Genomic DNA, 26,368 nt, shown 5'->3' with positions numbered 1-26,368 from the left:
CCTTGCGGGCGTTCCTTCGCTTTTTTTTTTTTTTTGAATGCGCTTCCATTCCAAATAGACTGCAAGTTGATCATGCATTTTTAGATCAGCAGTTACAGCCCGGATATTCATGATATATACGTAATATGAAATAGGTTTCGCAGATAAACTGACAGAATCTATTATAAAAATACATTTTTTTTATCATTTTAAAAATAAAAACGTGAAATATTTCTCAACAAAAATGTTGGCGTTTTCACGGGGCGGAAAGCATGGACCATTTATGATGTATTTGTATACATCAAAGATTAAAAAGGAGGTACGACCAATGAAGCATCCATTGCATGTGGCTTCGGAAATTGGGGAATTACAAACGGTTTTATTAAAACGTCCGGGACAAGAATTGGAGAATTTAACGCCGGAATATTTACAACCGTTATTATTTGACGATATTCCCTTTTTGCCAGTGATTCAAAAAGAACATGATTATTTTGCCCAAACATTACGCAATCGGGGAATTGAAGTTCTTTATTTGGAAAAACTTGCGGCCGAGGCATTAGTGGATAAAAAACTAAGAGAAGAATTTGTTGACCAAATGTTGGAAGAAGGAAGGGCTGAAGGAAATGTTTCACATCAAATTTTAAAAGAATATTTACTTTCCTTCTCCAATGAAGATTTAGTTCAAAAAATAATGAGTGGTGTACGGAAAAACGAAATTGAAACGCGTAAGAATATGCAACTATATGAATTTATGCAAGATCATTCTCCATTTTATTTAGTTCCAATGCCAAACTTATATTTTACCCGCGATCCTGCAGCAGTTATTGGTGATGGATTAACGATTAATAAAATGAGAGAAACTGCACGAAGACGTGAATCCATGTTTATGGAGTACGTTATCAAACATCACCCGAGATTCACCAGCCATAATGTACCGGTTTGGCTGGATCGCAATTATGAATTTCCAATCGAAGGCGGTGATGAGCTCATTTTAAATGAAGAAACCATTGCAATTGGTGTATCTGCCCGTACTTCAGCGAAGGCTATTGAACGTTTAGCCCTAAATCTATTTAGCCGTCAAGAAAAATTCAAGAGAGTACTAGCCATTGAAATTCCAAAATGCCGCGCATTTATGCATTTAGATACCGTATTTACGATGGTTGATTTTGATAAATTTACAATTCACCCCGCGATTCAAGGACCGCAGGGAAATATGAATATTTTTGTTTTAGAGAAAGGTCCGGATGAAGAAACGCTTAAAATTACCCGTCACACCTCTTTAATGGAATCTCTAAAAGAAGTTTTGGGCTTAAAGGATCTGGTTTTTATTCCTTGTGGAGGAGGAGATGTAATAGCCTCTGCTCGTGAACAATGGAATGACGGATCCAATACATTAGCCATTGCGCCAGGAGTCGTTGTTACGTATGACCGTAACTATGTATCAAATGCTTTATTGCGTGAACACGGTATCGAGGTCATTGAAATATTGAGCTCGGAATTATCCCGAGGCCGTGGGGGACCACGTTGTATGAGTATGCCAATCGTTCGAAAAGATATTTAATTTACGGAGAAAGCAGGGATCAATATGGGAAAAACCAATTCAAGCTTACAAGGCAGAAGTTTTCTTGCAGAGATAGATTTTACAGAAGAGGAATTGTTATATTTGCTCGATTTAGCAGCAGATTTAAAAGATAAAAAGAAAAACGGTATTCCCCATCGTTATTTGGAAGGGAAAAATATAGCTCTTTTATTTGAAAAAACTTCTACTCGTACACGGTGCGCATTTACAGTGGCTTGTACAGATTTAGGGGCGCATCCCGAGTATTTAGGTAAAGGTGATATTCAGCTTGGTAAAAAAGAATCCGTAGAAGACACGGCGAAAGTGTTGGGCCGTATGTTTGACGGAATTGAGTTCCGCGGTTTTGCTCATAAAACAGTGGAATCTTTGGCTGAGCACTCGGGTGTACCGGTGTGGAACGGTCTAACGGATATGTGGCATCCAACTCAAACGCTCGCTGATTTATTAACCATCCAGGAACATATTGGGCATTTGCGAAATGTGAAGCTCGTTTATGTTGGTGATGGCCGAAACAATGTTGCAAATAGCTTATTGGTGGGTGGTTCAATCGTCGGAATGGATGTGCGGATTTGTGCGCCCAAATCATTATGGCCAGCACAAGAAGTCATTTATTTGGCCAAAAAATTTAGTGACCAGGTAATGGTAACCAGTAGTATTGAAGAGGCTGTTGCGGGCGCAGATGTAATCTACACAGATGTGTGGGTATCTATGGGGGAAGAAGATAAATTTGCTGAACGTATTGAACTGCTCTCACCTTATCAAGTAAATATGCAGATGATCAAAGAAGCAGGGAATAAGGATGTGATTTTTTTACATTGTCTACCTGCATTTCATGATCTGGAAACAAAGTATGGAAAAGAAATTTACGAAAAACATGGATTGAGAGAAATGGAAGTAACCGATGAGGTATTCCGCAGCAAGCATTCAAAAGTATTTGATCAAGCTGAAAATAGAATGCATACCATTAAAGCGGTTTTGGCAGCTACTTTAGGAAATATGGAGTAAAGAAGGAATTCATCTTCCTTCTTTCTCTCTCTCTTTTCCTTAACACGATCAAATAGAGAGAGGTGAGTGTAGTGGGTGAAGAAAAGAAATTGGGATTATTTACTTTAACAGCTCTCGTGGTCGGTTCGATGATAGGCGGTGGGGCATTTAACCTGGCAAGTGATATGGCCAAAGAAGCCGGCGCCGGAGCGATTATGATTGGGTGGATTATCACAGGCATCGGAATGATTGCGCTTGGATTATCCTTTCAGAATTTAACTAAAAAAAGGCCTGATTTGGATGGTGGTATTTTTAGTTATGCAAAAGCTGGATTTGGAAATTTTATGGGGTTTAATAGCGCGTGGGGGTATTGGGTAGCCGCATGGCTTGGGAATGTAGCTTACGCAACTTTACTATTTAGTTCATTAGGTTATTTTTTTTCCATTTTTGATGGGGGTCAAAATATAGCATCGATTATTGGCGCGAGTATCTTGCTCTGGTGTGTCCACCTGCTGATTTTACGAGGCGTACAATCGGCAGCGCTTATAAATCTAGTAACTACAATCGCAAAATTAATACCTGTGTTTGTATTCATTATTGTGGGAATCTTTGCTTTTCGAATCCATGTATTCGTAGAAGGATTTTGGGGACAAGGCGGTACTTTTACTTGGGGGGCAGTAGGCAGCCAAGTCAAAAGCACAATGCTTGTAACGGTCTGGGTATTTACAGGTGTTGAAGGGGCTGTTGTCCTATCTAGCCGTGCAAAAAATAAAAGTGATGTCGGAAAAGCGACAGTCATTGGGTTGATAGGAACCCTTATTGTTTACGTATTGATTACATTATTATCTCTTGGGCTTATGCAGCAAGCGGATATTGCTAATTTAAAAAATCCAGCTATGGCCTATTTATTTGAAAGCGTTGTTGGAAAATGGGGGGCTGCATTTATTAACCTAGGTTTGGTTATTTCCGCCTCAGGCGCTTGGCTAGGGTGGACTTTACTCGCATCTGAAATTCCATATTTAGCTGCTAAAGATGGTATATTTCCAAAGTGGTTTGCGAAAGAGAATAAAAATAAAGCCCCTGTAAATTCATTATGGATTACAAATGGTTTAATTCAACTTTTTTTATTAACCTTCATTATTTCGGATAAAGCGTATCATTTCGCGTTTTCTCTAGCATCTTCTGCTATTTTAGTTCCTTATGTGTTTTCAGCATTTTATCAATTGAAGTATAGCTTGCGATCAAGCGAAAAAGGCCGAACCATCAATATAGTCATTGGGATCGTTGCAAGTATTTATGGAATTTGGTTAGTTTATGCGGCTGGATTAAATTACTTGTTATTAGCAATGACCTTATATGCACCAGGCATTTTTATCTATTATAGGCTGAAAAAGCGAAATAATCCAAAGCAAATATTTACTCAGGTGGAACTGATATTATCTGTTGCTATTGCTGCTTTGGCAGTATTCACAATCTATGAATTAGTTGCGGGGAATATTGCGATTTAAGTTTTCTGGAAATAAAAACAGTTGGAGGGTTGATGTATGGCACGCAGAAAAATTGTAGTGGCATTAGGCGGAAATGCGATACAATCTGTGAACGCTACGGCACAGGCACAACAAGAAGCATTAGAAAAAACAGCGGAACAACTTGTAAAAATAATAGAAAATGATGTGGATATCGTTATTGTCCATGGGAATGGTCCGCAAGTAGGAAATATTTTATTACAGCAAAAAGTGGCGGAATCAGAAAAAACCCCCGCAATGCCGTTGGATACTTGTGGTGCGATGAGTCAAGGAATGATTGGCTATTGGATGGGAAATGCGATTGCAAAAGTATTAAGAAAACGGAATATAAATAAAGATGTGGCAACAATCGTAACAAGAGTGATCGTCGATGAAAAAGATGAAGCATTTAATAATCCTACCAAACCAATCGGGCCTTTTTATACAGAGGACGAAGCAAGAAAGGTTATGAAGGAATCAAAAGTGGTATTTAAAGAAGATGCAGGAAGAGGATGGAGACGAGTTGTTCCATCACCAGCACCTGTAAGCATACTTGAATATAAAGTGATTGACTCTTTGGTAAAGGATGGGAATATCGTCATTGCTGTTGGAGGTGGCGGAATTCCAATCATTCATTCTCATGAAGGATTGACAGGGACTGAAGCCGTTATTGATAAAGACTTCGCCGCTCAGAAATTAGCTGAATTAGTAGGTGCCGATACGCTTGTCATTTTAACTGCAGTTGATTTTGTGTATGTGAATTTTAATAAGCCCAATCAAAAAAGGTTAGAGCTTGTAACCAGTGATGAATTAGAAGGATATATAAAGGGACAACATTTTGCAGCGGGAAGTATGCTTCCCAAGATTGAAGCTGCGATTCATTTTGTTAATACAAATCCAGAACGAAAAGCCATTATTACTTCTTTAGAGAAGGTATATGAAGCATTAGAAGGAAAAACAGGTACGGTTATTTCTAAACAAGAAGGATCTGTGCATGTATAAATAACATTTAAAAATACTGCTCTTTAAACAATATGGTCGAGTTTGGGCTGATTTTTGCTCCCGAATTCGGCCTGCTTGTTTCATTGATCATTTATAGTTTATGGAGAGCTAATTGCTCAGTACATAGGATAAATGATAAAATTTATATTATATTCTATTATGAAACAAGAGAGGTGTATTTATGGATAAAAGGAATGTGATGGAAAATTTGAAGCAGTTTAATTTATTTGCTGATTTATCAGAAAAAAAATTAAAAACCTTAAGAGAATTTGTCTATTGGAGAACTTATAAGAAGGGTCAATTTTTATTTTTAGAAGGGGACTTAAGGGAGCGAATTTACCTTATGTTAGATGGCTTTGTAAAGTTAGAGCGGGTCAATCAAAGTGGAAATTTACTATATGAGGACTATGTAAAACAATATTCAATTTTTCCTTATGGCGGTATGTTTACAGATCAAAGATACAATTACTCAGCAGAAGCACTGACAGATGTGGATGTGTATTATATTCCTACAGTAATTTTTGAAGATATGTTGAAAGCCAATCCCAAACAATTATTATCTGTTGTTCAGCAGTTTTCTTTAATCTTAAAACTTCATGAACATCGTATACAATATATTACAATCCCCAATGCACAAGATCGGGTAATTCAGTCACTTAATTATTTAAGGCAGGATTTAGGGGAACAAAACGGTGAAGAGATTGTCATTTCGTGTCCACTGACAACAATCGGAATTTCTAAAATATCCGGAACGTCTCGAGAAACGGTCAGCGGTGTGTTAAATCAGTTAAAGAAAGATCATATTATTACCGTTTCAGGTAAAAAAATTATAATACATGACCCAACTTATTTTGAAGAACTCTCTATATGAAAATAAGGATGAACGCCTTCAAATCGAAGCCGTTCATCTTTTTGCTTTTTGTTTATGACGATGAATAACATCCTCCATTGCTGCAGCTGCATTCGAACGTTGCTCGTTTGAAATCGGAACAGCCATGACCCCATCGTATTAGAGGACGAATTACAGCGCGATTATCAAAAACCGATCCCCGACCTTTCACGGTCTAATCGGGTTTTCTAATTTTTCCTCAAATCCCCGCGCATAAATCTTCACACTCCCCCAAACACACCGCTGTTCAAATAGTTACACCCACTCCCAACATCATGTATAGTAAAGTTATGGGAAATAAACATGAACCCGCATATCATCGAGAACGTTTTAAACGTACATTAGGAAACATGGCAAAAACGAGGAGGAACGTGATGATACATCCAACACAGATTCAGGACATGCTGCAAGCCGCGCTGGAGACGGGCGGAGATTTTGCAGAGGTGTTTGTTGAGGACCGTACCAATGGACAACTGGGTATGACCGGGGGCGTCGTAGATACGGCGCTGTCAGGCCGGGATTTTGGGGTTGGCATTCGGATCATGAAGGAGCATTTTTCGGTGTACGCCTATACCAGCGACATGAGCGAACAGAGCCTGATCCGGCTGGCCCAATCGGCCGCCAAGGCCATTCGCGGAGGTGGAGTGCCAGGTACACAAACGATTACACTCCATCCTCATGCCATCCCTAACCATCATCCGATTGCCATCATACCTGACGGATCACAGAAGCGCGCCAAGATCGAGATGATGAGACGTGCGCATGAGGCGGCCAGCCAATACGATCCTTCCATCACGCAAACCTCCATTGGGATTAGCAACTCGATTCAGAATGTATTGATCGCCAATAGCAATGGACTACTGGTGGAGGATACACGCACGTATACACGCATGAGAATAAGCGCCATTGCGACGGCTGGGGAGCATAGACAATCCGGCTTTCGCGGGCCGGGAGCGTATGCGGGGACTGAATTCCTGGAGAATCTGAATATCGAAGAAAATGCGAGACACGCCGCCCGCATTGCGGCCACGATGGTCAAAGCGGGATATGCGCCCAGCGGCAGACTACCCGTCGTGATTGAGAACGGCTTCGGCGGTGTGCTTTTTCACGAGGCGTGCGGACACGGACTGGAATCCACGGCGGTGGCACATGGAACTTCCGTGTTTGCCAATAAAATCGGGCAGCAGGTGGCTTCACCGCTTGTTACGGCTGTGGATGACGGAACGATTCCCAATGCCTGGGGCTCGCTGAATATCGATGATGAAGGAGCGCCGACACAGCGAAACGTATTGATCGAGAACGGCATTTTAAAAGGATATTTGATCGACCGAATGGGCGCGCGCCAGATGGGGATGGTTGCGACAGGGTCAGGACGAAGACAGTCTTATAAATTTGCGCCTGCTTCCCGTATGAACAATACGTTTATTGCGAATGGCGCTTCGACACGTGAAGAAATTATCGCCAATACGGAGTACGGGATCTATGCCAAGTCGCTGGGCGGCGGTTCGGTGAATACCTCGACCAGCGAGTTCAACTTTGCAGTCGAAGAGGCGTACATGATTCGCAATGGCAAAATTGCCGAGCCGGTCAAAGGGGCAACGCTAATCGGAAAGGGAATTGAAACCCTGCAAAATATTGATATGGTCGGCAACAATCTGGATCATGGTCAGGGCATGTGCGGCTCGGTCAGCGGAAGCCTTCCGGTTAACTGCGGGCAGCCCACGATTCGCGTGTCCGAAATGACCGTCGGCGGACGGAAGGGGGAGTAGGCGATGAATATTCAGCAATTTCAGGAAGCGTTGTTTACAAAAGGCCGCGAAATCGGTTACACAGACATGGAAATCTATTATGTGAATGGACGTTCTACCTCGGTAAAGGTGTTGAAGGGAGAAATTGACCAATATACAATCGTCGAAAATGGTGGACTTTCCTTCCGAGGTGTCATTAACGGGAAAATGGGCTACGCCTCTACGGAGAAGCTGAAGCCTGACGTGATCGATTTTTTATTGGAAGAAGCGCGCAGCAACGCAGACATACTGGAGAACGAGGAGCAGGATGAACTGTTTGAGGGCTCTGAAAGCTACCCTGAGCAGCCTGTCTATATCGCCGAGCTAGTCGACACGGCTCCCGAGATACTTATCGAGGCTGCGATGGAAATGGAGCGCACGGCGCTTGCCGCAGATCCGCGGGTTGTAATGGCCAGACATTGCTCGGTCAGCATTCGTGAAAACGAGGTCTTGATTGCCAACACGAAGGGACTGCATTGCCATCACCGTAAAAGCCAGGCGACCGCCTATATATATGTCATTGCAACACAACATGGGGAGACCGTTACCGGGGGCTGGCATGATTATTCCTTGCGAAGTGTAGAGGAAATCGACATTGAGGATGTGGCGCGAAAGGCGGTTCAAGAAGCCGTTTCCCGACTGGGCGCTAGCACCATCCAATCGGATAATTATCCGGTCATTTTCCGCCGCGATGCAGCAGCCCAATTGCTGGCTGCGTATACGACGGTATTTTCAGCGGAGTCGGTGGATAAAGGCTTTTCACGGATGGCTGGGAAATTGGGACAACTGGTAGCAAGTCGGCACGTCACGCTAATTGATGATCCGCTTATGAAGAACGTTCCGGCAGGCAGTACGTTCGACGCCGAAGGCAGCGCGACACGCCGCAACGAGATTATCAAGGACGGGGAGCTACGGACGTATTTCCATAACCGCAAGACGGCCCGCAAAGCAGGCGTACAAAGTACTGCCAATGCCTCCAAGGGCAGCTATAACGGCAAAATAGGCGTTTCGTACCATAATCTGTACCTGGCTCCAGGCTCCTCTACCTTGGAGGAGATGATTGGCAAGACAGATCGCGGGCTAATGATCGTGGAGCTGCAAGGGCTGCATGCGGGCACCAATACGGCGTCCGGTAATTTTTCGCTGGCTTGTCTGGGATATTGGATCGAGCAGGGGCAGGTGGTCAGAGCAGTCAATCAAATTACCGTATCGGGCAACTTCTTTGACGTGCTGCAGCAGATTGAGGAGGTTGGAAATGATTTGCGTTTTACGGGAAGCTGCACCTCACCTTCGTTCAAGCTGGCTTCACTCTCGATTTCAGGCTCCTAACACTGGAGAAGTCTCTTTCCTTCCATTTTTACAGTCTGTTTCTGACCTCCGCTTGGCTGCCGATTGCAGATGCCTGATGCTTCGAGGTATGGTAAAGTAGGAGAAGGCTTTTAGGAAATATGAAAAAAAGGCTTGGTTGCAGCACCGCGGGCAGGGTATTATAGACAATAATATATTCGAAAAAAGGTTCGAATTGAATTTTTACTGGGGGATGTATATGAGATATATAAGCACTAGAGGCCGAGTAGAAGCCAAGGGATTTATTGATACCGTGCTCATGGGGTTAGCTGACGATGGTGGCTTGATGGTACCGGAGCAAATTCCACAGGTGCCTGTGGCTACGCTGGAGCAATGGGCAACATTGAGCTACAGAGAGCTGCTGCTGGAAGTTTTTGCGCTGTATATCAATGATGAAATTCCTCGTGAAGATTTGGAACAGCTGGTGGAACGCAGTTATGCAAGCTTCCGTCACCCGGAAGTTACGCCAGTGAAGAAGATCAACGAATCCCTGTCTATTTTGGAGCTGTTCCACGGACCTACGTTTGCGTTCAAGGATGTGGCGCTGCAATTTATGGGTGAGTTTTATTCCTATGTGTCCAAAAAGCAGAACGAGATCATTCACATTTTGGGCGCAACCTCAGGTGATACAGGGGCAGCAGCCATTCAGGGCGTGCGTGGCAAGGAAGGCATCAAAATTTGTATTTTGCATCCGCATCAGAAGGTGAGCAAGGTACAGGAGCTGCAAATGACGACCGTTGACGATGAAAATGTACTGAATCTTTCGGTAAAAGGAAACTTTGACGATTGTCAAAAAGTCATCAAGGACCTATTTGCAGATCTCGATTTCAAAGGCAAACATCATCTGCGTGCGATTAATTCGATTAACTTTGTACGTATTTTGGCGCAGACGGTATATTACTTCTATGCCTATTTCCGGGCGCAGGAGTCAGCAGGTACGAAGAAGATCAATGTCAGCGTGCCATCCGGCAACTTTGGCAATATTTTTTCCGGTTTTCTAGCGAAGAAAATGGGCCTGCCGATTCATAAGCTGATCATTGCAACGAATGAAAATAATATTTTGGAGCGCTTCGTGAAGACGGGCGATTACAAACCAGGCGACTTCAAAAGCACATACAGTCCTTCCATGGACATTCAGGTGGCGAGCAACTTCGAAAGATATTTGTACTACTTCGTTGGAGAGGATGCAGCCAAGGTATCTGAATACATGAACAACCTCAAAACCGAAGGACGGATTGTGATCAGTGCAGAGGATTTGCAACGGGTACAGCAGGATTTTGAAGCTCTCGGCGCTTCGAATGAGCAGTGTCTGGAGCTGATCCAAAAATACAAGGCCGAATACGATTATTTGCTCGACCCGCATACGGCTTGCGGTATTGCCGCATATGAGGCGCATAATGGCGCGGACGAAGTATGTGTGACCTTTGCGACAGCGCATCCGGCCAAATTCGATGAAGCCATCCGTCTGGTGGATATTAAGCAGCAGTTCCCGGCAGAAATTGAACAATTGTTCTCCAAGCCGCAGCACCAGCAGGTGGTTGAGCATGACGAGGCAGAAATTGTACGTCAGCTTGAAGCCTTTTATGCGTAGAAAATCGTTTCTGCAATGATGAGTTACATCCTAATAGAATGGAGAGAAGAGGCTGCGCCCTGTGCGTAGCCTCTTTTTGTTGCCTCCACATTCCCGGATAGGCTGTATGTACATAAATAATAGAGGAAAGGATAAACGTATAACAGACCATGGGAGGTTTATAGAGTTATTTAATAAAGGGGACAAATTATTTTTATAAGCAAATTAGATGTATTTATTTTAAAAATCATGTATAGTTAACTAAATTTTATGAATACATAAGATTCCACTCTTGCGGTGTAGATCAACTCGGATCATCATGTAGCAGAGGGACTCATTATAAAGGGGTGTATTGAAAAGTGACCATTATCCGTTCAGAGCAGAGTCAACAGGCAGCAGCCGAATATGTGCAGTCCGTTTTTGAGAAGGTTATCGCGCGTAATCCTCATGAGAATGAATTTCATCAGGCCGTCAAGGAAATATTGGATTCGTTAGTTCCCGTGCTGGCTAAGCATCCCAAGTATATGCAACAAGGGCTTTTGGAACGGCTGGTGGAGCCGGAGCGTGTCATTACCTTCCGTGTACCTTGGGTGGATGATGCAGGGAATATACAGGTCAACCGCGGCTTCCGCGTACAGTTTAACAGTGCGATTGGTCCTTATAAAGGTGGACTCCGCTTTCATCCGTCTGTATATCTGGGAATCGTCAAATTTTTGGGCTTTGAGCAAATTTTCAAAAATGCATTAACAGGCCTCCCCATTGGTGGTGGCAAAGGCGGCTCCGATTTTGATCCCAAAGGCAAATCAGATAACGAAGTCATGCGGTTTACACAAAGCTTTATGACCGAGCTGTACAAATATATTGGTCCGGATGCCGACGTTCCGGCAGGGGATATTGGAGTAGGCGGCCGCGAGATCGGTTACATGTTCGGACAGTACAAACGGATACGCGGTGGACATGAAGGCGGTGTCCTGACGGGAAAGGGAATTCATTACGGCGGGAGCCTCGCGCGTACAGAAGCGACTGGCTACGGTTGCGTGTACTTTGTAAATGAGATGCTGCAAGCCCAGGGCTTGTCTTTTGAAGGAAAACGTGTCGTCGTGTCCGGCTCGGGGAATGTATCGATTTATGCGATTGAAAAAGCACAGCAGCTCGGCGCCACGATTGTCGCTTGCAGCGATTCGAACGGCTACATCTATGATCCCGAAGGCATTGATTTGGAACTGGTGAAGCAAATTAAAGAAGTGAACCGTCTGCGGATTAGTGAGTATATCAAGGAGCGTCCAGACGCAACATATACAGAAGGCTGTTCCGGTATCTGGTCGATTCCATGCGACATCGCACTGCCATGTGCCACGCAGAACGAAATCAACGAGCAAGCAGCCCAGTTGCTGGTGAACAATGGCGTAAAAGCGATTGGCGAGGGAGCCAATATGCCATCCACGCTGCAAGCCATTGAAGTATTTTTGAACAATGGAGTACTGTTTGGCCCAGCCAAAGCTGCCAATGCAGGCGGAGTTGCGGTTTCCGCACTTGAAATGTCACAGAACAGCATGCGCTTGTCATGGACCTTTGAGGAAGTGGACGCCAAGCTGCATGATATTATGAAAAATATTTATGAGAACAGCGTGAAGGCGGCTGAGGAATACGGTGTGCCTGGCAATCTGGTCGTAGGTGCGAACATTGCCGGATTTGTTCGGGTGGCCGACGCTATGTTGTCCCACGGAATTGTCTAAGTCAACGGTAGCTTGGGACACAAGTAGAGAAATAAGTGAGTACACATATATTAAATAAGCAAGCTTATAAAAAAGAGAAGCTGAGTGTCCCTCGTGAGGGCGCTCAGCTTTTATTTTCCAAGCGGGACTTTATTTTTCTCAGGAACTTGATTTTTAAAAAAAGAGAATGTATATTATTTGATATATCAATGATTGATGTATCAAGGGTTTAATCACAAAGCTCATCGATATGCTTAAGGGGAGGGATTACGATCACCCAAACATCATCTGAGGCTGGGCATATTTTTGACTTGCTGCTGCTGCTCAACAAGCAAATCAGCTCCAAGTTTAAGCGCTGTGCAGGAATCAGCGCATCCCGATTGCAGCTGTTGTGCAAGTTGTACCAGGTTGAGGAAATTAGCCAAACTCTGCTGCAAAAAGAGGTTGGCATCGACGGTGCGGCCGTAACCCGCCATTTGAAGCAGCTTGAGGCGAATGCTATGGTTGCACGGCGCATCAAGCCCGAGGACAACCGGATTACCTTGGTAAGCCTGACCGATTATGGCCGGGAGCGTATTGTCACTTTCGGACAGGAGCGCTCGCAGTTTGTGGATCGACTGCTCAGCAGCTTTGATGAGGCAGAGCGGCAACAGTTAGCTAATATGCTGAAAGTCATGAATGATCACATTTCCGATATGGACTGACTAAAATACGTTACTAACGATTACTCCCACAGGGAAGAAGGAGAGATTTGAATGAGTAATACGGATACATCTAATATTGTAAAAACGAATGATTTTAGAGAGATTGCACTCGGCCGGCGTTCTGTTAAAGTATACGATCCAACTGTGAAAATCAGCCGTGAAGAAATGACCGAGATGTTAACGGAAGCTACACGCGCACCATCTTCCATTAACCTGCAGCCTTGGCGCTTCCTTGTGATTGACAGCCCGGAGGGCAAAGCAACCCTTGCACCATTGGCAAGTTTTAACCAGCGTCAAGTGGAGACATCTTCAGCCGTAATCGCTGTGTTCGGAGATTTGAACAACTTTGATAATTTTGAGCAAATTTTCGGAGAAGCTGTAGAACTGGGCTATATGCCAAAAGAAGTGAAGGAAATGCAGCAGGAAAAAGTGGCCGCCCATTTCGCAGTGCTTGATCCGGTTGTGAACAAAGAAACCGTCTTGATTGACGGAGGCCTGGTCTCGATGCAGTTTATGTTGGTGGCGCGTGCCCATGGTTATGACACCAACGCTATCGGCGGATATGACAAGGATAAAATTGCTGAAGCCTTTGGCCTGGAAAAAGATCGTTATGTTCCTGTGATGCTCATTTCCATGGGTAAAGGTGTCAACGAAGGCCATCCGTCCACACGCTTGCCGATTGATCAAATTGCGCAGTGGAAATAAGATGAACGTGTGATCATATATATGCAAAATAAAAACAGGCGACAATGGAACTATCCTTTGCTGCGCCTGTTTTTTGTTAGTTTTCTTTTAGCTTTCCGGCGTCGTATTAGCAGAATACAGATCCGATCGAGTCATAAGCTGCTTACGCCTGCTTTCTCCGGAATTTCACCAAAGACCAGATGATCAGGAGGGCCATGAAAGCCACGCATACGCTGATGCTGATCCGATTTTGCGGGTCAAGCAGGAACAGGAATGCAATCACCCACAGACATCCGATGGTTATCACTGTGATATAAGGGAATCCCCATATTTTAAAGCTGGGCTCTATGGGATACGATTTGCGCAGTTTCAACTGGGACAGGCAAATACAGCTCCAGACGAGCAGCACGCCAAACCCGGGCACGGCCATCAAAATACGGAACAGTCCGTCCTGAGCGATATAAGCGATCATGGAGCCCACAACCAGAGCTACGGCAACTAATTTGAGGCTATTGATTGGAACTCCATTCGCAGATACCCGAGCGAGTGATTTGGGCCCTTCCCCATTGACGGCCAGTGAATGCAGTATGCGTGTTGCGCCGTAAATCCCCGAATTGGCGGCAGACAGTACAGCGGTGATCAAAATAAAGTTCATCACATGTGCCGAGCCTTGAAGTCCTACAGAAGACAATACCTGTACAAACGGGCTCGTATTTGCATCCAGCTGATTCCAGGGAACCAGACCGCAAATGATGAGAATGGGCAATGTATAGAACAAAACAACGCGAAAAATAAAGCTTTTAACAACTCTGGGCATTACCTTTTCCGGATTTTCTGTCTCCGTCAACGTCAATCCGATCAGCTCGGATCCCCCATAGGAAAAGGTAACGACCAGCAGCGCCGAAAAGATAGCCGGCCAGCCATTGGGGAGAAATCCGCCATGCTGCATGTAGTTGCTCAGGTAGGGTGGAGTTCCCGTAGGGATAATGCCGAACAGTATACAGCCACCCAACGCGACAAAGATAATAATCATGGCAATCTTGATACCCGCAAGCCAAAATTCCAGCTCCCCAAAACCGTCGACACTCAGCATGTTGACGACAATAATGAAAGTCGCACTCGCTAAACTGAGTACCCATAAGGGGACATCCGGCAACCAGTATTGCAGGAAGCTTCCCGCCGCGATGACCTCAATGACACAGACAGCCAGCGACATAAAGCAATACAACCAGCCAATGATAAAGGAAAGTCGCTCTCCAAAGGCTTTGCGAATAAATTCCTTCATATTCATATTAGGGTAGACGGTGGCCATTTCGGCAATTGCCCCCATAACGACCAGAAGCAGAAGCCCTGCAAAGACATAGGATAAAATAACCCCAGGCCCCGCCAAGCTGATCGTTTCGGTACTTCCTTTAAAAATACCGGTTCCGATGACTCCGCCTATAGCCATAAAGGTGATATGTCTAGGGCGCAGCTTCTTGTGTAAAGTTGCTTCATTTGACTTCAATCTGAAATCCTCCTTCATAATGTGTATAGCTTCAGCATAGCCCAAATAGGATACTTCAATTAGATTTATACTACATGAAAATATCAAATTAGGAAATGAAAGAAATAGGATCAGAGAAGAGAATGATATATAATGAGGTTGATTTGGAAAATAGTATGTTATTTTATGAAGCGGAGGCTTTCCCCAGTGAAGCAGGATCGAAAACAACTCAGCGTGTGATTGCTTCGTATCTGGAGGATCATCTGGTTGCAAGGGTGTGAGCAAGGATGAATTGATTAAAGATCCTGTCCGGAGTGGAATTTCAGCCGTTAAGGAAGGACATGTATACGATTTTGGCAAAGATTCCAGCTGGTTGTATACAGGTACGATTGCAAACGGACAGATGATTGATGATGTTCTGAAAAGTGTATTTCAATAATCGGGAATGTAAAAGCGCTCCCCCGCTTGATGGCATCATGCCTCAGGAAGGGGGCGCTTTTTTTATCAAAAAGATGCCTGCATGGGGCAGACTTCAGAATTTACATTTTTATTAGGATTGCGGAGATACCAGGATTTTAACCTAATTTTTTTCTTTCAGAAGACCTTCAAAGCCTTGCTCAATCACTTCTTCGAGTTTAATACGTTTGGTAACCAGTTTGTCCGCAGGGAAATAGCCTTTTTCCATCAGACTGATGACAGCCGGGAACACATCGCGGTACCCGATAATACCCGTCAGATTGCGTTCTTTCATGACGATATTGTTAGGTTTGATTGGAGCTTTTTCACCAGTCAATGGATGCTGAGCATCCTGGGGAATGAAGATCGGTCCAGCTACATATTCCATGAAGATCACTACCACAAATACCACACCACTCAACTTTAATTTTTACTTTTCCTGCCAGAGCAGCGGGTTGTTCAATGTTTTCCAAACTCAAGTCTTTTACTCCATGCCATCTCAATGCTTTCATATCTGTCATCTCCTTGACAAATATATGATCATGTAATGATGCTATAAAAAAAAGAGAATGAAATAGGAAACGTTTCCGAAAGACAAGCGGCGGGAAGAAGAAAACGGTTTCCATCTTTAAATGCTGATTCTATGGTATAATATCAATATTGAGGTTTTAAACTGGGAAGTCAGAAAACGATTCCGTTCTTGAAAGGATTTTGGGCGTGACAGATCAAAAAAAAGTAACCATAGAGGATGTAGCCAAGCGGGCAGGGGTAGGTATTGCGACTGTCTCGAGGGCTATTAACGATAGTGAAGGCATTAGCCCGAAGACGAAAGCATTGATTTTGCAAGTGATTGACGAAATGGGGTTTACACCCAATACCTCGGCGCAAAGCTTGAAGGTACGCCAGACACACCAAATTGCGCTGGCCGTGCCGGATATTCGCAATGCGATTATTCCCGAGATCGCCTGGTCTGTGGAACAGGCTGCCAAGCAGCATGGTTATCGTGTCGTGCAGATTAATACCGCCGGAAATGCCAGAATGGAGCTTGAAACAGTTCGTGAGGTAAAGAAGCTGCATGTGGACGGACTCATTATTATGCCGCTGGCATACCCCAAAATGCTGGTGGATTTGATCAATAAAGCCAGTGTTCCTGTGTCCATTATTAATTATGGCAAGAAGCTGGGCGAAGATGTCAAAGCGGATATCGTCAGTCTAGCCCGGCAAGAGGGACGGCTTGTCATGGAGCATTTGCTTAAAATCGGAAGGACGAGAATTGCTTACGCAGGTGCTGCGAAGGACAAAATTGAGGAAAGGTACTTTGCTTATGAGCAGTCTCTGCAGCATGTGGACCCTTCACTCGTTTATTTTGGTGATGATTTCTCCTTTGAGACAGGACTGCGTGCAGCCGATTATTTTTACAGCCTGAAGCATATGCCGGATGCGATTTACGCGGTTAACGATATGGTGGCGATAGGGATTGTCAACCGCTTTAAGGATCTGGGCGTCAAAGTGCCGGATGAGGTTGCAGTCGTCGGTATTGATAACAATCTATGGGCAACGGTAACGATACCACAGATCAGCTCTGTGTCCATTATGGGGGAAGAGGTAGCACGATTGGCTGCGGAGCTGCTGCTCAAGCGAATTCAAGACCAGACACCGGGCGATTATGAACGCGTGCAATTCGAGCCTCGCCTGATCGTCAGGGAATCAAGCGTCTCAGTGATCCGTAAGCCTACGGTTGGACGTGGCGAGTAGAAGCCCTAGCTGGTACCTTCCTATCGTTATAGCGATGGATGAATGGTCGCAGGAGCAGTCGCAGATGACTAGTTTATAATCGCAACTAAGCCATTGGTTTGAACAGGAGAGTGGACCCGTGTCAAAAGGGAGCGTGTTCGTTTCTGTAGCTTGTACTGCACTATTGCTGGCTGTAATTATAGGATGTACTTCTAATCCATCAGAACAGTATACTGACGTTACAGCGCGGTCTGGAGCAACTGCCGGGAGTCCAGGCTTCTGACGGATTGGATGGAGCTTTAAGTGAAAGCTATGCTGCCATCTTGGGGGAGCTGTTCACAAGGGATAAGACTGCGATGACCCATATTAATAAAATGATAGTCGTTTCTCTACCTGAGAATCGGCTTATTTGTGCTTGTGCCACAATAAAAAAATAATTGGTTTACTTTTGGCGATAGTTATGATAATTTTACTTCGACAAACATCGAAATTAAGCCTGAAGCAGAAAGGAATGGAGCAAGGTGAAAGATACGGAAATGCAGCAAGCTGTAAAAATATACAAAGCGCTGGGAGAACCGACTCGTCTCAAGATCGCGCTGTTGTTAAAAGAGGAAAGTGACCAATGCTGCTCTGTGCTGGGCGAAAAGCTGAACAGTGTTGCTATCTCAACTTTATCGCATCACTTGAAGCAAATGGCAGACTCTGGACTGCTGACATTTCGGAAAGAGGGCACTTTTATTTATTACAGCTTGGATATTGAAGCAGCAGAGAAATATGCTTCGTTCCTGTTAAAATAATTTTTTTTAGTCTTAATTTCGATAATTGCAAAAATATAAAAACAAATAGAAAAGAGGCGTTATCTAGAAATGCAGAGTACATGGAAAGTGTATATTTTGGCTATTGTCAGTTTTTTGGTAGGCACATCCGAATATATCATCTCGGGGATTTTGGATCAGATTGCGATGACGATGGGAATTACGGTGGCGGCCGCAGGTCAGTTGATTACCGTTTTTTCTCTGGCCTATGCGATTGGCACGCCGATCCTGATGGCAATATCGGCTAAATGGGACAGACGCAAGCTGCTTCTGTATTCCCTCGGCTTGTTTGCAGTCGCCAATGTTCTGTCCTTTGCCCTGCCGGGTTTTGGTATGTTTATTGCCGCACGTATTCTTATGGCACTCGGGGCGGGGGTGGTCGTGGTTACAGCCCTGAGCATCGCAGCGAAAATTGCCCCAGCGGGCAAGCAGGCCAGTTCTATTGCTACGGTTACCATGGGTTTTACAGCCTCGCTGATCATTGGAGTACCGCTTGGAAGAATGATATCTTCTGCATATGGCTGGAAAATGGTATTTCTCGGCATTGCTTTGGCAGGGATTATGGCACTGATTGTTATTGCAATGGCCATTCCTCGCTTAAAAGGAGATCAGCCAGTTCCCTTACTACAGCAATTTGCTCTTTTGAAAAAGCCTGAAGTCGCTTTGGGATTGGCCATCACCTTCTTTTGGCTAGGTGGTTATTCACTTGCTTATACTTACATTTCACCATATTTGCTGAATGTATCTGCTATAGGGGAGGATGTGCTAAGCTCAGTATTACTCGCCTTCGGGATCGCCAGTCTGGTCGGGTCGAAAATCGGTGGGTACAGTGCAGATAAAAAGGGCATTCCCTTCACATTATTTGGTGGTATGATGCTGCACGTCATTTCCTTGCTTTTACTTCCTTTTGCTGCTCATTCCCTCATGGCAGTGTTGGCTCTGTTGATTCTTTGGTCGTTCGCAGCCTGGACATCCGGACCCACTCAACAATATAATCTGGTCACGCTTATGCCTGAGTCTTCCGGCGTTATGCTGAGTCTCAACCAGTCTACGATGCAGCTTTCCATGGCGGCCGGAGCTGGGATTGGAGGCGTGATTGTAAGCCAGGTATCGCTGGCTTCCATCACTTGGTTTGGGGCGGCGGGTGTCGCTATCGCCATTATAGCTGTGTATTTACTTACACGAAAAGTCTCGGTCCAAACGAAATTGAGTATTACGGAATAAGTTTACAGGTAAGCTGAAAAGAGGGGGCATGATCACAAAAGTGGTTTTGCAGGCCCTCTTTTGATCTGTATGAATCGTTTTGTAAAATCTATCAAGGCTTAAATCTCTTCTCGATCTGCTTCTTATTCTTTTGCCGCCAAATCCACCTCTCGATAAAGTTTTTTTCTTTTCTTTCCTGAAGTGTTTCCTTCATACCTTTGATAAGCAATTCGGATCTCCGCTTGTCATTTCTGTCAATTGCGCGCAGCTCCTCAATAAATTTGTGGTCCATGTCCGCATCTCCGTTAGTTCAGGATTTACAAATTGCTAAGTTAAATTATATGGAACGTTTGTTCTATTTTCAAGTTTATTCCCGATTTAATCTATTTCATAGTGATTCCGAGGTAGTGCGTGAGGCCGAGGCCTTGCGCGGATTGACAGGGAAAGCATGGAATAAAGTAGTTAAACGCATTGAGTTGTATGATGAAATCGATGCCGTAGAGAAGGCAGGGTTTCGTGCTTGTAAAAGATGCCAGCCTCAGACAGCTGTTTCACCCTATACCAGACTTGTCCAGCATGTGATCGCCTTCCTGGTCAATCATTATAGAGAAAGACTGGTATTGCGGGATATTGCCGATCATGTCGGAGTAAGCCCCTTTTATCTGGAGCGTTTTTTAAGCAGAAAACTTCGGAAGCACCCCGCACGTATTTGGAAAAAATCAGAGTGGATAAGGCAGCCTATCTGCTTAAAAGTACGGACCTTACGAATCTTGAGATTTGTTATGAGGCGGGTTTCCAAAGCCCCTCCAATTTCTATAAAGCCTTTTGTAGCCAGAGCGAATGTTCTCCTAGAGATATGGGGAACGATTGATGCAGTCCATTATATCATGTTCTCTGATCGGGACGTGCCTATAACCAGAATGAGGGAAGATACTGTACCCCAGGTTTAGGAGCAATTTCGGAAATCATGCAGAGATATTGAACACATGAGCAAAGGCCGTTTTGATATTTTACGGAGAAGAGTTCGACGGTTTTCCCGTTAAGGTGATTTTCCCATAGGGAAAAGGGAACTCCCTGATTGGTTCCATCAGATAGAATGTTTAGAATGAAAGAGAATAAAAAAATTTTAATCATGGGGGAATAAAATGATGGGTCGATTAAACAAAGCCGCAAAGATGACAAGCATTGTGAAAAAAGGAGCAAGGATTTGAAGGGGATCAGCAGATACATTCCCAATCAGCATGGCGCTTGGGCAATGCTAATTCTTCCATTTTTATTCGGTCTAGCTGCTTCTCAAGGACAATTCATTCATATTCCGCTTTTTGTGTGCTGGTTTTTTATATATTTGTTCAGCTTTCCACTTCTCCAGTGGATCAAAACAGGAAACAGTGAAAGATACCGTAAGCCCGTAGTAGTGTACGGAGTGATACTGTTTCCCTTTTTAGTTTCTTTGGTATGGTTCAAGCCTGCGTTGGTCTGGTATGGAGCCCTGTTGCTAGTGTTTTTTATGGCGAATATGTATTACGCGAAAATAAAAAAAGAACGTGCTCTGCTAAACGATATTACTGCGATTATCCTTTTTTGCTCTTTTATATATCCTGTTGCTCATATTGGAGAAGGCGGCAGTTGGAAAATATCCACAGAGCTATTTTTGCTTCTGGTATCTTATTTTATAGGAACTGCTATTTATGTTAAAACGGTCATTCGGGAAAGAAAAAATAAACGTTATTATTATGCTTCGGTGATCTATCACCTGATCATTGTGCTATTCGCTGCATGGGTAAAGCTCCCATTCTGTGTTCCTTTTTTAATTTTATGGTTACGAGCGATCTGGCTTCCTAAATTCGAATTAAAGGTCAAACATGTTGGCATGGCTGAAATTGGATTTTCATTGATGCTCTACATATCTGCACTGTTCTTATATTTCTAAAAAAGGAGAGACATCAATGATAGCTTTGGAAACACGAGATTATCACGAAAATCCGTTCATCGTCATTTGGGAGGTCACACGAGCTTGTGCTTTAAAATGCCTTCATTGTAGAGCGGAAGCCCAGTACCATCCGGACCCTCGCCAGCTGACATTTGAAGAGGGGAAAAAGCTGATTGATCAAATCGCTGAAATGAATCATCCGCTGCTGGTTTTCACAGGCGGAGATCCTTTAGCGCGCCCTGATTTATTTGAGCTAGCTCAATACGCCATCGAAGAGAAAAAGCTTTCGGTTTCCATGACTCCCAGTGCTACCCCTAAAGTGACACGAACAGCAGTTGAAAAAGCAAAGCAGGTTGGCTTATCCCGCTGGGCTTTTAGCCTGGACGGCTCATGCGCAGACATTCACGATCATTTTCGGGGCACTGCGGGTTCTTACGATAGAACCATGCGAGGGATTGGCTATTTGAAGGAAATGAACATCCCAATTCAAGTGAATACGACGGTGTCCCGGTACAATCTTCACGATTTGGAGCAAATTGCAGAGAAGGTAAAGGAAATGCATGCGGTGTTATGGAGCTTGTTTTTTCTTGTTCCAACCGGACGCGGTATGGAGAAGGATATGATCACTCCTGAAGAGCATGAAGCTGTAATGAAATGGTTGTATCAAATACAGCAGCAGATGCCTTACGGTGTAAAGGCTACAGAAGCGCCTCATTATCGAAGAGTTGTACTGCAGGAAAAGCGCAAAGCCAGTAAGCAAGGAACAGCGTTCGAGCCGAAAAGGGCCGATGTGTTGGGACGTGCTCCTAAAGGCGTAAATGATGGAGATGGATTTGTTTTTATCAGTCATATCGGTGAGGTGTATCCAAGTGGATTCCTGCCCCTTGCATGCGGAAATGTACGAAAAGATAGTCTGGCTCATATTTATCGGCACTCTCCGATCATGAACCACCTTAGAGACAAGTCTATGCTTAAAGGGAAATGCGGAGTCTGTGAATTCAATACGGTGTGCGGAGGCTCCAGAGCCAGGGCTTTTGCGGTAACAGGAGATTATTTGGAGAGTGACCCTTATTGTGCATATGTACCTGGGGTTGGGAGGGAATAGTGCTTTTATGAAAAAAAGTTCAAAGAAAGTTGTTATTCTCGGTGGAGGAATAAGTGGTTTAAGTGCTGCTTTTTATGTAAAAAAGCTGGCTGAAGAGAAGCAACTGGAGGTAGAGATTACGCTGGTTGAGAAAAGCGACCGGCTAGGAGGTAAGCTGCACACTGTTCGTCATCATGGCTTTTTGATCGAAAAAGGACCGGATGCTTTTCTGGCCAGAAAAACGGCTATGCTGGAGCTAACGATGGAACTTGGACTGGAAGCGGAACTGGTGTCGACCAACCCGAAGGCCAAGTCTGCCTGCATTTTGCATAAGGGCAAGCTGCACACCATGCCGATGGGCTTTATTTTGGGGATTCCAACGAAGCTAACTCCCTTCATCCGGACCGGACTGATCTCACCGCTGGGAAAAGCGCGCGCAGCGCTGGATTTAATCCTTCCGGCGAAGCAAGGCGACATAGACGAATCGCTGGGAGATTTTATTAAGCGGCGGCTCGGCAAAGAAGTGCTGAACCAGATTACAGAGCCTCTGCTATCTGGAATTTATGCTGGCGATACGCACGCTCTCAGCTTAATGTCAACCTTCCCTCAATTTAAGCAGATGGAACAAAAGTATGGAAGTCTGATTATGGGTATGGCCAAAGGAGCAGGGAGAAAGTCGGCTAGTGTATCTGATAAATGGCCGGATATCGCCAGGAAAAGTATGTTTCTTTCCTATCGACAAGGATTATCTGCCATCATAGAGCGGTTAAAGGAACGGCTGCATACCGTACATTTTGTTATGGGACAGGGTGTGGCTGAAATAAGAAAAGAAAACGGATATCAGGTCATTCTGGATCATGGACAGGTCATAGATGCAGATGCAGTGGTCTGTGCTGTCCCGGCTTTTGAGGCAGCTGAATTATTTCCCAGTGTTGCGAGTGTTGGCTTGCTCCATAAGATCAACTACGTTTCGGTCGCCAATATTGCGCTTGCTTATAAAAATACAGAGCTTAATCTTTCATTTGAGGGAACGGGATTTTTGGTGCCGCGCAAGGAAGGCAAAAGGATTACAGCATGCACGTGGTCTTCGACCAAATGGAGCCATACTGCTCCGGAAGGATTTACGCTGCTGCGAGCATATATTGGACATGCAGGTGCGCAGGAATGGATGCAGATGACGGATGCTGAGCTTGTGGAGGCCGCACGCAAAGACTTGAAGGATTTAATGGGCTTGAAAGCAGAGCCGGAATTCGTTGAAGTTAGTCGGTGCAATGAATCCATGCCGCAATATCCGATTGGACACCAAGAGCATTTGGCGCTGGTGAGGCATGATTTGTCACAGCATTTTCCAAATGTATTTTTATGTGGCGCTGGTTATGGAGGCGTTGGCATTCCAGATTGTGTTGCTCAAGGGAAAGAAGCGGCTGAGCAGTTGGTTTCAGGTTTTTGTTAATCAGGAAGTTTCCTTCTTTGGAAGAGGGAGCTCCCTAATTGGTTCCAGTTGAAATAGAAAGTAGAGTTAGAACTGAACAAAAAATAAAGTCAAGGTAGGGAAGTGAACAATGATCCAGTTAACGGAGGAAACATGGGTGGCGGACATTGTGAAAGAGGTTCCCAAAACGGGGGATTTGTTTCGTAAGCTGGGAATTGACTTTTGCTGTGGCGGCAAAATACCACTTCGGGAAGCCGCTGCCAGCCGAGGGCTGCATGCTGGTGAACTGCTGACGCAGGTGCGTGAAGTGAAGGAGGCTCAGGCGCAACATAAGCAAATGCAGCCTTCTTCTCTCGAAACCAGCGAGCTGATCGCCTATATTCAAGAGAAGTATCATGCCAGGCTTCGCGAAGAGCTATCGGCGCTCACGCCGTATGTAACCAAGCTTACGCGGGTTCACGGCGAACGGTATCCGCATCTTAAGTGGGTGAATGAGCTTTTTTCCTTGCTTAAGCAGGAATTATCGGACCATATTCAAAATGAGGAAGATCAAGTATTTCCGATGATTCAAGCGTTTTTAGAGGAAGCGACAGCAGAACGGGCATACGTGCTGAATCCGCATGTATCCAAGCTGCAAGACGAGCATCAAGCTGTGGTGGAATTACTGAAAGAACTGCGCTTGATCACTAACGGCTTTGAACCAATGCAGGAAGCTTGTGCCACCCACCGGCTTGTATTGAAGCGATTAGAAGACCTGGAAGCAGATATTTTTAATCATATTCTTCTTGAGAATTGCACATTAATCGAACGTACGAAACAGGCGCAGCTCAAAATATAGTCCAACATATGATGAAAAGCTAAACTTAAGGAGTAAACAATTGAAAAGGTTTATTAGACATAGCCAGGTGCTCTTATTTGTTTTTTCCATTGTGTTATTACTTGCAGGATGCGGTACGAATCAACAACCGGCTGCCAATGCCGGAAGTACGGCCCAAATCGGGTCTTCCGGCCAGGCATCTTCAAAATCGGCTGAAACGGTTGAGCTGACCGTATCGGCAGCTGCAAGCTTAACAGATGCGCTCAAAGAAATCCAGAATTTATACGAAACCAGTCATAAAGGTGTCAAATTGAATTTTAACTTTGGCGGTTCTGGTGCGCTGGAAAAGCAGATTGAGCAAGGCGCACCGTCGGACTTGTTTTTGTCGGCTTCGAAGAAAAACATGAAGTCTCTCGTAGACAAGCAGTTCATAGCTAGTGATCAGCAAAAAACATGGCTGACGAACGAATTGGTAGCGGTCATTCCAGCAGACGGGACGACGAACATTGCGAGTGTAACGGATTTAACCCAAAAAGAAGTGAAGAAAGTGGCAATCGGTATTCCTGAAAGTGTTCCTGCAGGCAAATACGCACAGGAAGCGCTGACCAGCACGAAGCTTTGGGACGCGTTGCAAGACAAGCTCGTTCAGGCAAAAGACGTTAGACAAGCGCTGCAATATGTGGAGACTGGAAACGCTGATGTCGGCTTTGTCTATAAAACAGATGCACTGACTTCGCAAAAAACGAAAATCGCTTTTGAGGTCGATCCTAAAACCTATTCACCTGTTGAGTACCCGATAGGGATTGTCAAAGCTTCCAAACATATTCAAGAAGCCGAAGATTTCTATGCATTTCTTCAATCCCAAGAATCTCTGAATATTATGGCTAAGTACGGATTTACGATACCGAAGTGAGCATGCAAGATATAGATTGGAATGAATATTGGCCTCCTATCCGGTTATCGCTACAGGTTGCGCTGTTATCCAGCGTTCTGGTAATCATCATAGGCTTGTTTGCGGCATGGTTCATGTCGCGATTAGGATTATTTAAAGGGAAAACGCTCGTTGAAACGGTGCTTATGCTGCCGTTGGTACTCCCGCCGACCGTTGTTGGCTTTTTACTGCTCATATTGCTTGGACGAAAAAGCGGGATAGGACGTATTGTGGAACAATGGTTTGGCGAACCTATTATTTTCTCATGGTGGGCTGGGGTTGTGGCAGCGGTAGTCGTGGCTTTTCCGCTTGTCTACCGGACGCTAAGGACGGGATTTGCTTCTGTTGATCGTGACTTGGAAGACGTGGGACGTTCCATGGGTGCAAGTGAGTGGCAGGTTTTCCGATATGTCACCTTTCCTTTGATTTTCCCTTCTTTTAAATCAGCCTTTATACTCGGCTTTGCCCGCGGTCTGGGCGAATTCGGTGCTACACTGATGATTGCCGGAAATATCCCGGGTAAAACACAAACCATTCCGACGGCTATTTATGTGGCGGTCGATTCTGACCACCTGCCTATGGCCTGGGCCTGGACATGCTCTATCATAGTGATTTCCTTTATCATGCTCCTATTAACAGGCCAAAAGAACAATTAACCTCCTCCCAAAAAGCTTCTCTCTAGCAGAGAGAAGCTTTTTTGTATCTTTTTTCATAGAACGAGGGATTTTCTATACC

Annotated in this window: 24 protein-coding genes and 2 pseudogenes; 23 read left to right on the top strand and 3 right to left on the bottom strand. The window is 44.6% G+C overall.

Features of this window, described 5'->3' with window-relative positions:
* Nucleotides 1-307 precede the first annotated feature (307 nt).
* From arcA to JO375_RS12400, 11 genes are all read left to right on the top strand, one after another.
* Nucleotides 308-1,540, top strand: coding sequence for an arginine deiminase (arcA, locus tag JO375_RS12450; protein WP_229524765.1), 1,233 nt, complete (start codon nucleotides 308-310; stop codon nucleotides 1,538-1,540).
* Between the two features lie 24 nt (nucleotides 1,541-1,564).
* The gene (gene argF, locus JO375_RS12445; protein ID WP_229524764.1) at nucleotides 1,565-2,563 is read left to right on the top strand and encodes an ornithine carbamoyltransferase; all 999 of its coding nucleotides are present in this window, start codon (nucleotides 1,565-1,567) and stop codon (nucleotides 2,561-2,563) included.
* Between the two features lie 71 nt (nucleotides 2,564-2,634).
* Nucleotides 2,635-4,050: an arginine-ornithine antiporter gene (gene arcD / locus JO375_RS12440; RefSeq protein ID WP_229524763.1), complete on the top strand. Its 1,416-nt coding sequence runs from the start codon at nucleotides 2,635-2,637 to the stop codon at nucleotides 4,048-4,050.
* A gap of 36 nt (nucleotides 4,051-4,086) precedes the next feature.
* Entirely contained in the window at nucleotides 4,087-5,049 is a 963-nt protein-coding gene (gene arcC / locus JO375_RS12435) for a carbamate kinase (RefSeq protein ID WP_229524762.1), read from the top strand.
* Between the two features lie 181 nt (nucleotides 5,050-5,230).
* Entirely contained in the window at nucleotides 5,231-5,920 is a 690-nt protein-coding gene (locus JO375_RS12430) for a Crp/Fnr family transcriptional regulator (RefSeq protein WP_229524761.1), read from the top strand.
* A 392-nt stretch (nucleotides 5,921-6,312) separates the two neighbouring features.
* Nucleotides 6,313-7,707: a TldD/PmbA family protein gene (locus JO375_RS12425; protein ID WP_229524760.1), complete on the top strand. Its 1,395-nt coding sequence runs from the start codon at nucleotides 6,313-6,315 to the stop codon at nucleotides 7,705-7,707.
* A gap of 3 nt (nucleotides 7,708-7,710) precedes the next feature.
* The gene (locus JO375_RS12420; RefSeq protein WP_229524759.1) at nucleotides 7,711-9,054 is read left to right on the top strand and encodes a TldD/PmbA family protein; all 1,344 of its coding nucleotides are present in this window, start codon (nucleotides 7,711-7,713) and stop codon (nucleotides 9,052-9,054) included.
* A 217-nt stretch (nucleotides 9,055-9,271) separates the two neighbouring features.
* Nucleotides 9,272-10,663 carry a threonine synthase gene (gene thrC / locus JO375_RS12415; RefSeq protein WP_229524758.1) on the top strand — a complete coding sequence of 464 codons (1,392 nt, stop codon included), beginning with the start codon at nucleotides 9,272-9,274 and terminating at the stop codon, nucleotides 10,661-10,663.
* A gap of 338 nt (nucleotides 10,664-11,001) precedes the next feature.
* The gene (gene gdhA, locus JO375_RS12410) at nucleotides 11,002-12,378 is read left to right on the top strand and encodes an NADP-specific glutamate dehydrogenase (RefSeq protein ID WP_229524757.1); all 1,377 of its coding nucleotides are present in this window, start codon (nucleotides 11,002-11,004) and stop codon (nucleotides 12,376-12,378) included.
* Nucleotides 12,379-12,668: 290 nt separating this feature from the next.
* Nucleotides 12,669-13,061 (top strand): MarR family winged helix-turn-helix transcriptional regulator, encoded by a 393-nt coding sequence (locus tag JO375_RS12405; RefSeq protein WP_229524756.1) that lies wholly within the window; start codon nucleotides 12,669-12,671, stop codon nucleotides 13,059-13,061.
* Nucleotides 13,062-13,112: 51 nt separating this feature from the next.
* Nucleotides 13,113-13,766, top strand: a complete 654-nt coding sequence (locus JO375_RS12400; RefSeq protein WP_229524755.1) for a nitroreductase family protein — start codon at nucleotides 13,113-13,115, stop codon at nucleotides 13,764-13,766.
* 142 nt (nucleotides 13,767-13,908) lie between these two features.
* On the opposite strand, the gene JO375_RS12395 is transcribed toward JO375_RS12400, so the two are convergent.
* On the bottom strand, nucleotides 13,909-15,252 hold the full coding sequence (locus JO375_RS12395) for an amino acid permease (protein ID WP_229524754.1): 1,344 nt from the start codon (nucleotides 15,250-15,252) through the stop codon (nucleotides 13,909-13,911).
* A gap of 122 nt (nucleotides 15,253-15,374) precedes the next feature.
* Between JO375_RS12395 and JO375_RS12390 the strand changes: the two genes are divergently transcribed.
* Both JO375_RS12390 and JO375_RS12385 read left to right on the top strand, forming a co-directional pair.
* The gene (locus JO375_RS12390; RefSeq protein ID WP_229524753.1) at nucleotides 15,375-15,512 is read left to right on the top strand and encodes a hypothetical protein; all 138 of its coding nucleotides are present in this window, start codon (nucleotides 15,375-15,377) and stop codon (nucleotides 15,510-15,512) included.
* Nucleotides 15,509-15,670: a hypothetical protein gene (locus JO375_RS12385; RefSeq protein ID WP_229524752.1), complete on the top strand. Its 162-nt coding sequence runs from the start codon at nucleotides 15,509-15,511 to the stop codon at nucleotides 15,668-15,670. Before JO375_RS12390 ends, JO375_RS12385 begins: the two co-directional genes overlap by 4 nt.
* A 141-nt stretch (nucleotides 15,671-15,811) precedes the next feature.
* Here the strand turns inward: JO375_RS12385 and JO375_RS12380 are convergent.
* Nucleotides 15,812-16,199, bottom strand: a pseudogene (locus JO375_RS12380) (hypothetical protein).
* A gap of 205 nt (nucleotides 16,200-16,404) precedes the next feature.
* Between JO375_RS12380 and JO375_RS12375 the strand changes: the two are divergent.
* The 3 genes from JO375_RS12375 to JO375_RS12365 all read left to right on the top strand — a co-directional run bounded on the left by JO375_RS12375 (nucleotide 16,405) and on the right by JO375_RS12365 (nucleotide 19,460).
* Nucleotides 16,405-17,442, top strand: a complete 1,038-nt coding sequence (locus JO375_RS12375) for a LacI family DNA-binding transcriptional regulator (RefSeq protein WP_229524751.1) — start codon at nucleotides 16,405-16,407, stop codon at nucleotides 17,440-17,442.
* A 500-nt stretch (nucleotides 17,443-17,942) separates the two neighbouring features.
* On the top strand, nucleotides 17,943-18,218 hold the full coding sequence (locus JO375_RS12370) for an ArsR/SmtB family transcription factor (RefSeq protein ID WP_229524750.1): 276 nt from the start codon (nucleotides 17,943-17,945) through the stop codon (nucleotides 18,216-18,218).
* Between the two features lie 69 nt (nucleotides 18,219-18,287).
* Nucleotides 18,288-19,460, top strand: coding sequence for an MFS transporter (locus JO375_RS12365; protein ID WP_229524749.1), 1,173 nt, complete (start codon nucleotides 18,288-18,290; stop codon nucleotides 19,458-19,460).
* Between the two features lie 91 nt (nucleotides 19,461-19,551).
* On the opposite strand, the gene JO375_RS12360 is transcribed toward JO375_RS12365, so the two are convergent.
* Nucleotides 19,552-19,731, bottom strand: coding sequence for a hypothetical protein (locus JO375_RS12360; RefSeq protein ID WP_229524748.1), 180 nt, complete (start codon nucleotides 19,729-19,731; stop codon nucleotides 19,552-19,554).
* 178 nt (nucleotides 19,732-19,909) lie between these two features.
* Between JO375_RS12360 and JO375_RS12355 the strand changes: the two are divergent.
* From JO375_RS12355 to modB, 7 genes and pseudogenes are all read left to right on the top strand, one after another.
* A pseudogene (locus JO375_RS12355) lies at nucleotides 19,910-20,310 on the top strand (helix-turn-helix domain-containing protein); the annotation flags it as partial.
* A 285-nt stretch (nucleotides 20,311-20,595) separates the two neighbouring features.
* Nucleotides 20,596-21,369: a YwiC-like family protein gene (locus JO375_RS12350; RefSeq protein ID WP_267497690.1), complete on the top strand. Its 774-nt coding sequence runs from the start codon at nucleotides 20,596-20,598 to the stop codon at nucleotides 21,367-21,369.
* 16 nt (nucleotides 21,370-21,385) lie between these two features.
* Nucleotides 21,386-22,474, top strand: coding sequence for a TIGR04053 family radical SAM/SPASM domain-containing protein (locus tag JO375_RS12345; RefSeq protein WP_229524746.1), 1,089 nt, complete (start codon nucleotides 21,386-21,388; stop codon nucleotides 22,472-22,474).
* 7 nt (nucleotides 22,475-22,481) lie between these two features.
* Complete coding sequence (gene hemG / locus JO375_RS12340; protein ID WP_229524745.1) at nucleotides 22,482-23,906, top strand: protoporphyrinogen oxidase; 1,425 nt, start codon at nucleotides 22,482-22,484, stop codon at nucleotides 23,904-23,906.
* Nucleotides 23,907-24,015: 109 nt separating this feature from the next.
* Complete coding sequence (ric, locus tag JO375_RS12335; protein ID WP_229524744.1) at nucleotides 24,016-24,723, top strand: iron-sulfur cluster repair di-iron protein; 708 nt, start codon at nucleotides 24,016-24,018, stop codon at nucleotides 24,721-24,723.
* Nucleotides 24,724-24,763: 40 nt separating this feature from the next.
* Nucleotides 24,764-25,615 carry a molybdate ABC transporter substrate-binding protein gene (gene modA / locus JO375_RS12330; protein ID WP_229524743.1) on the top strand — a complete coding sequence of 284 codons (852 nt, stop codon included), beginning with the start codon at nucleotides 24,764-24,766 and terminating at the stop codon, nucleotides 25,613-25,615.
* Nucleotides 25,612-26,289 (top strand): molybdate ABC transporter permease subunit, encoded by a 678-nt coding sequence (modB, locus tag JO375_RS12325; protein WP_229524742.1) that lies wholly within the window; start codon nucleotides 25,612-25,614, stop codon nucleotides 26,287-26,289. The genes modA and modB overlap by 4 nt, the downstream gene beginning before the upstream one ends.
* Nucleotides 26,290-26,368 lie beyond the last annotated feature (79 nt).

Source organism: Paenibacillus farraposensis (assembly GCF_020736845.1).
Lineage (GTDB): Bacteria > Bacillota > Bacilli > Paenibacillales > Paenibacillaceae > Paenibacillus > Paenibacillus farraposensis.
Note: the sequence above shows the minus strand (reverse complement) of the source record. Positions and strands in the feature narration are given on the sequence as shown.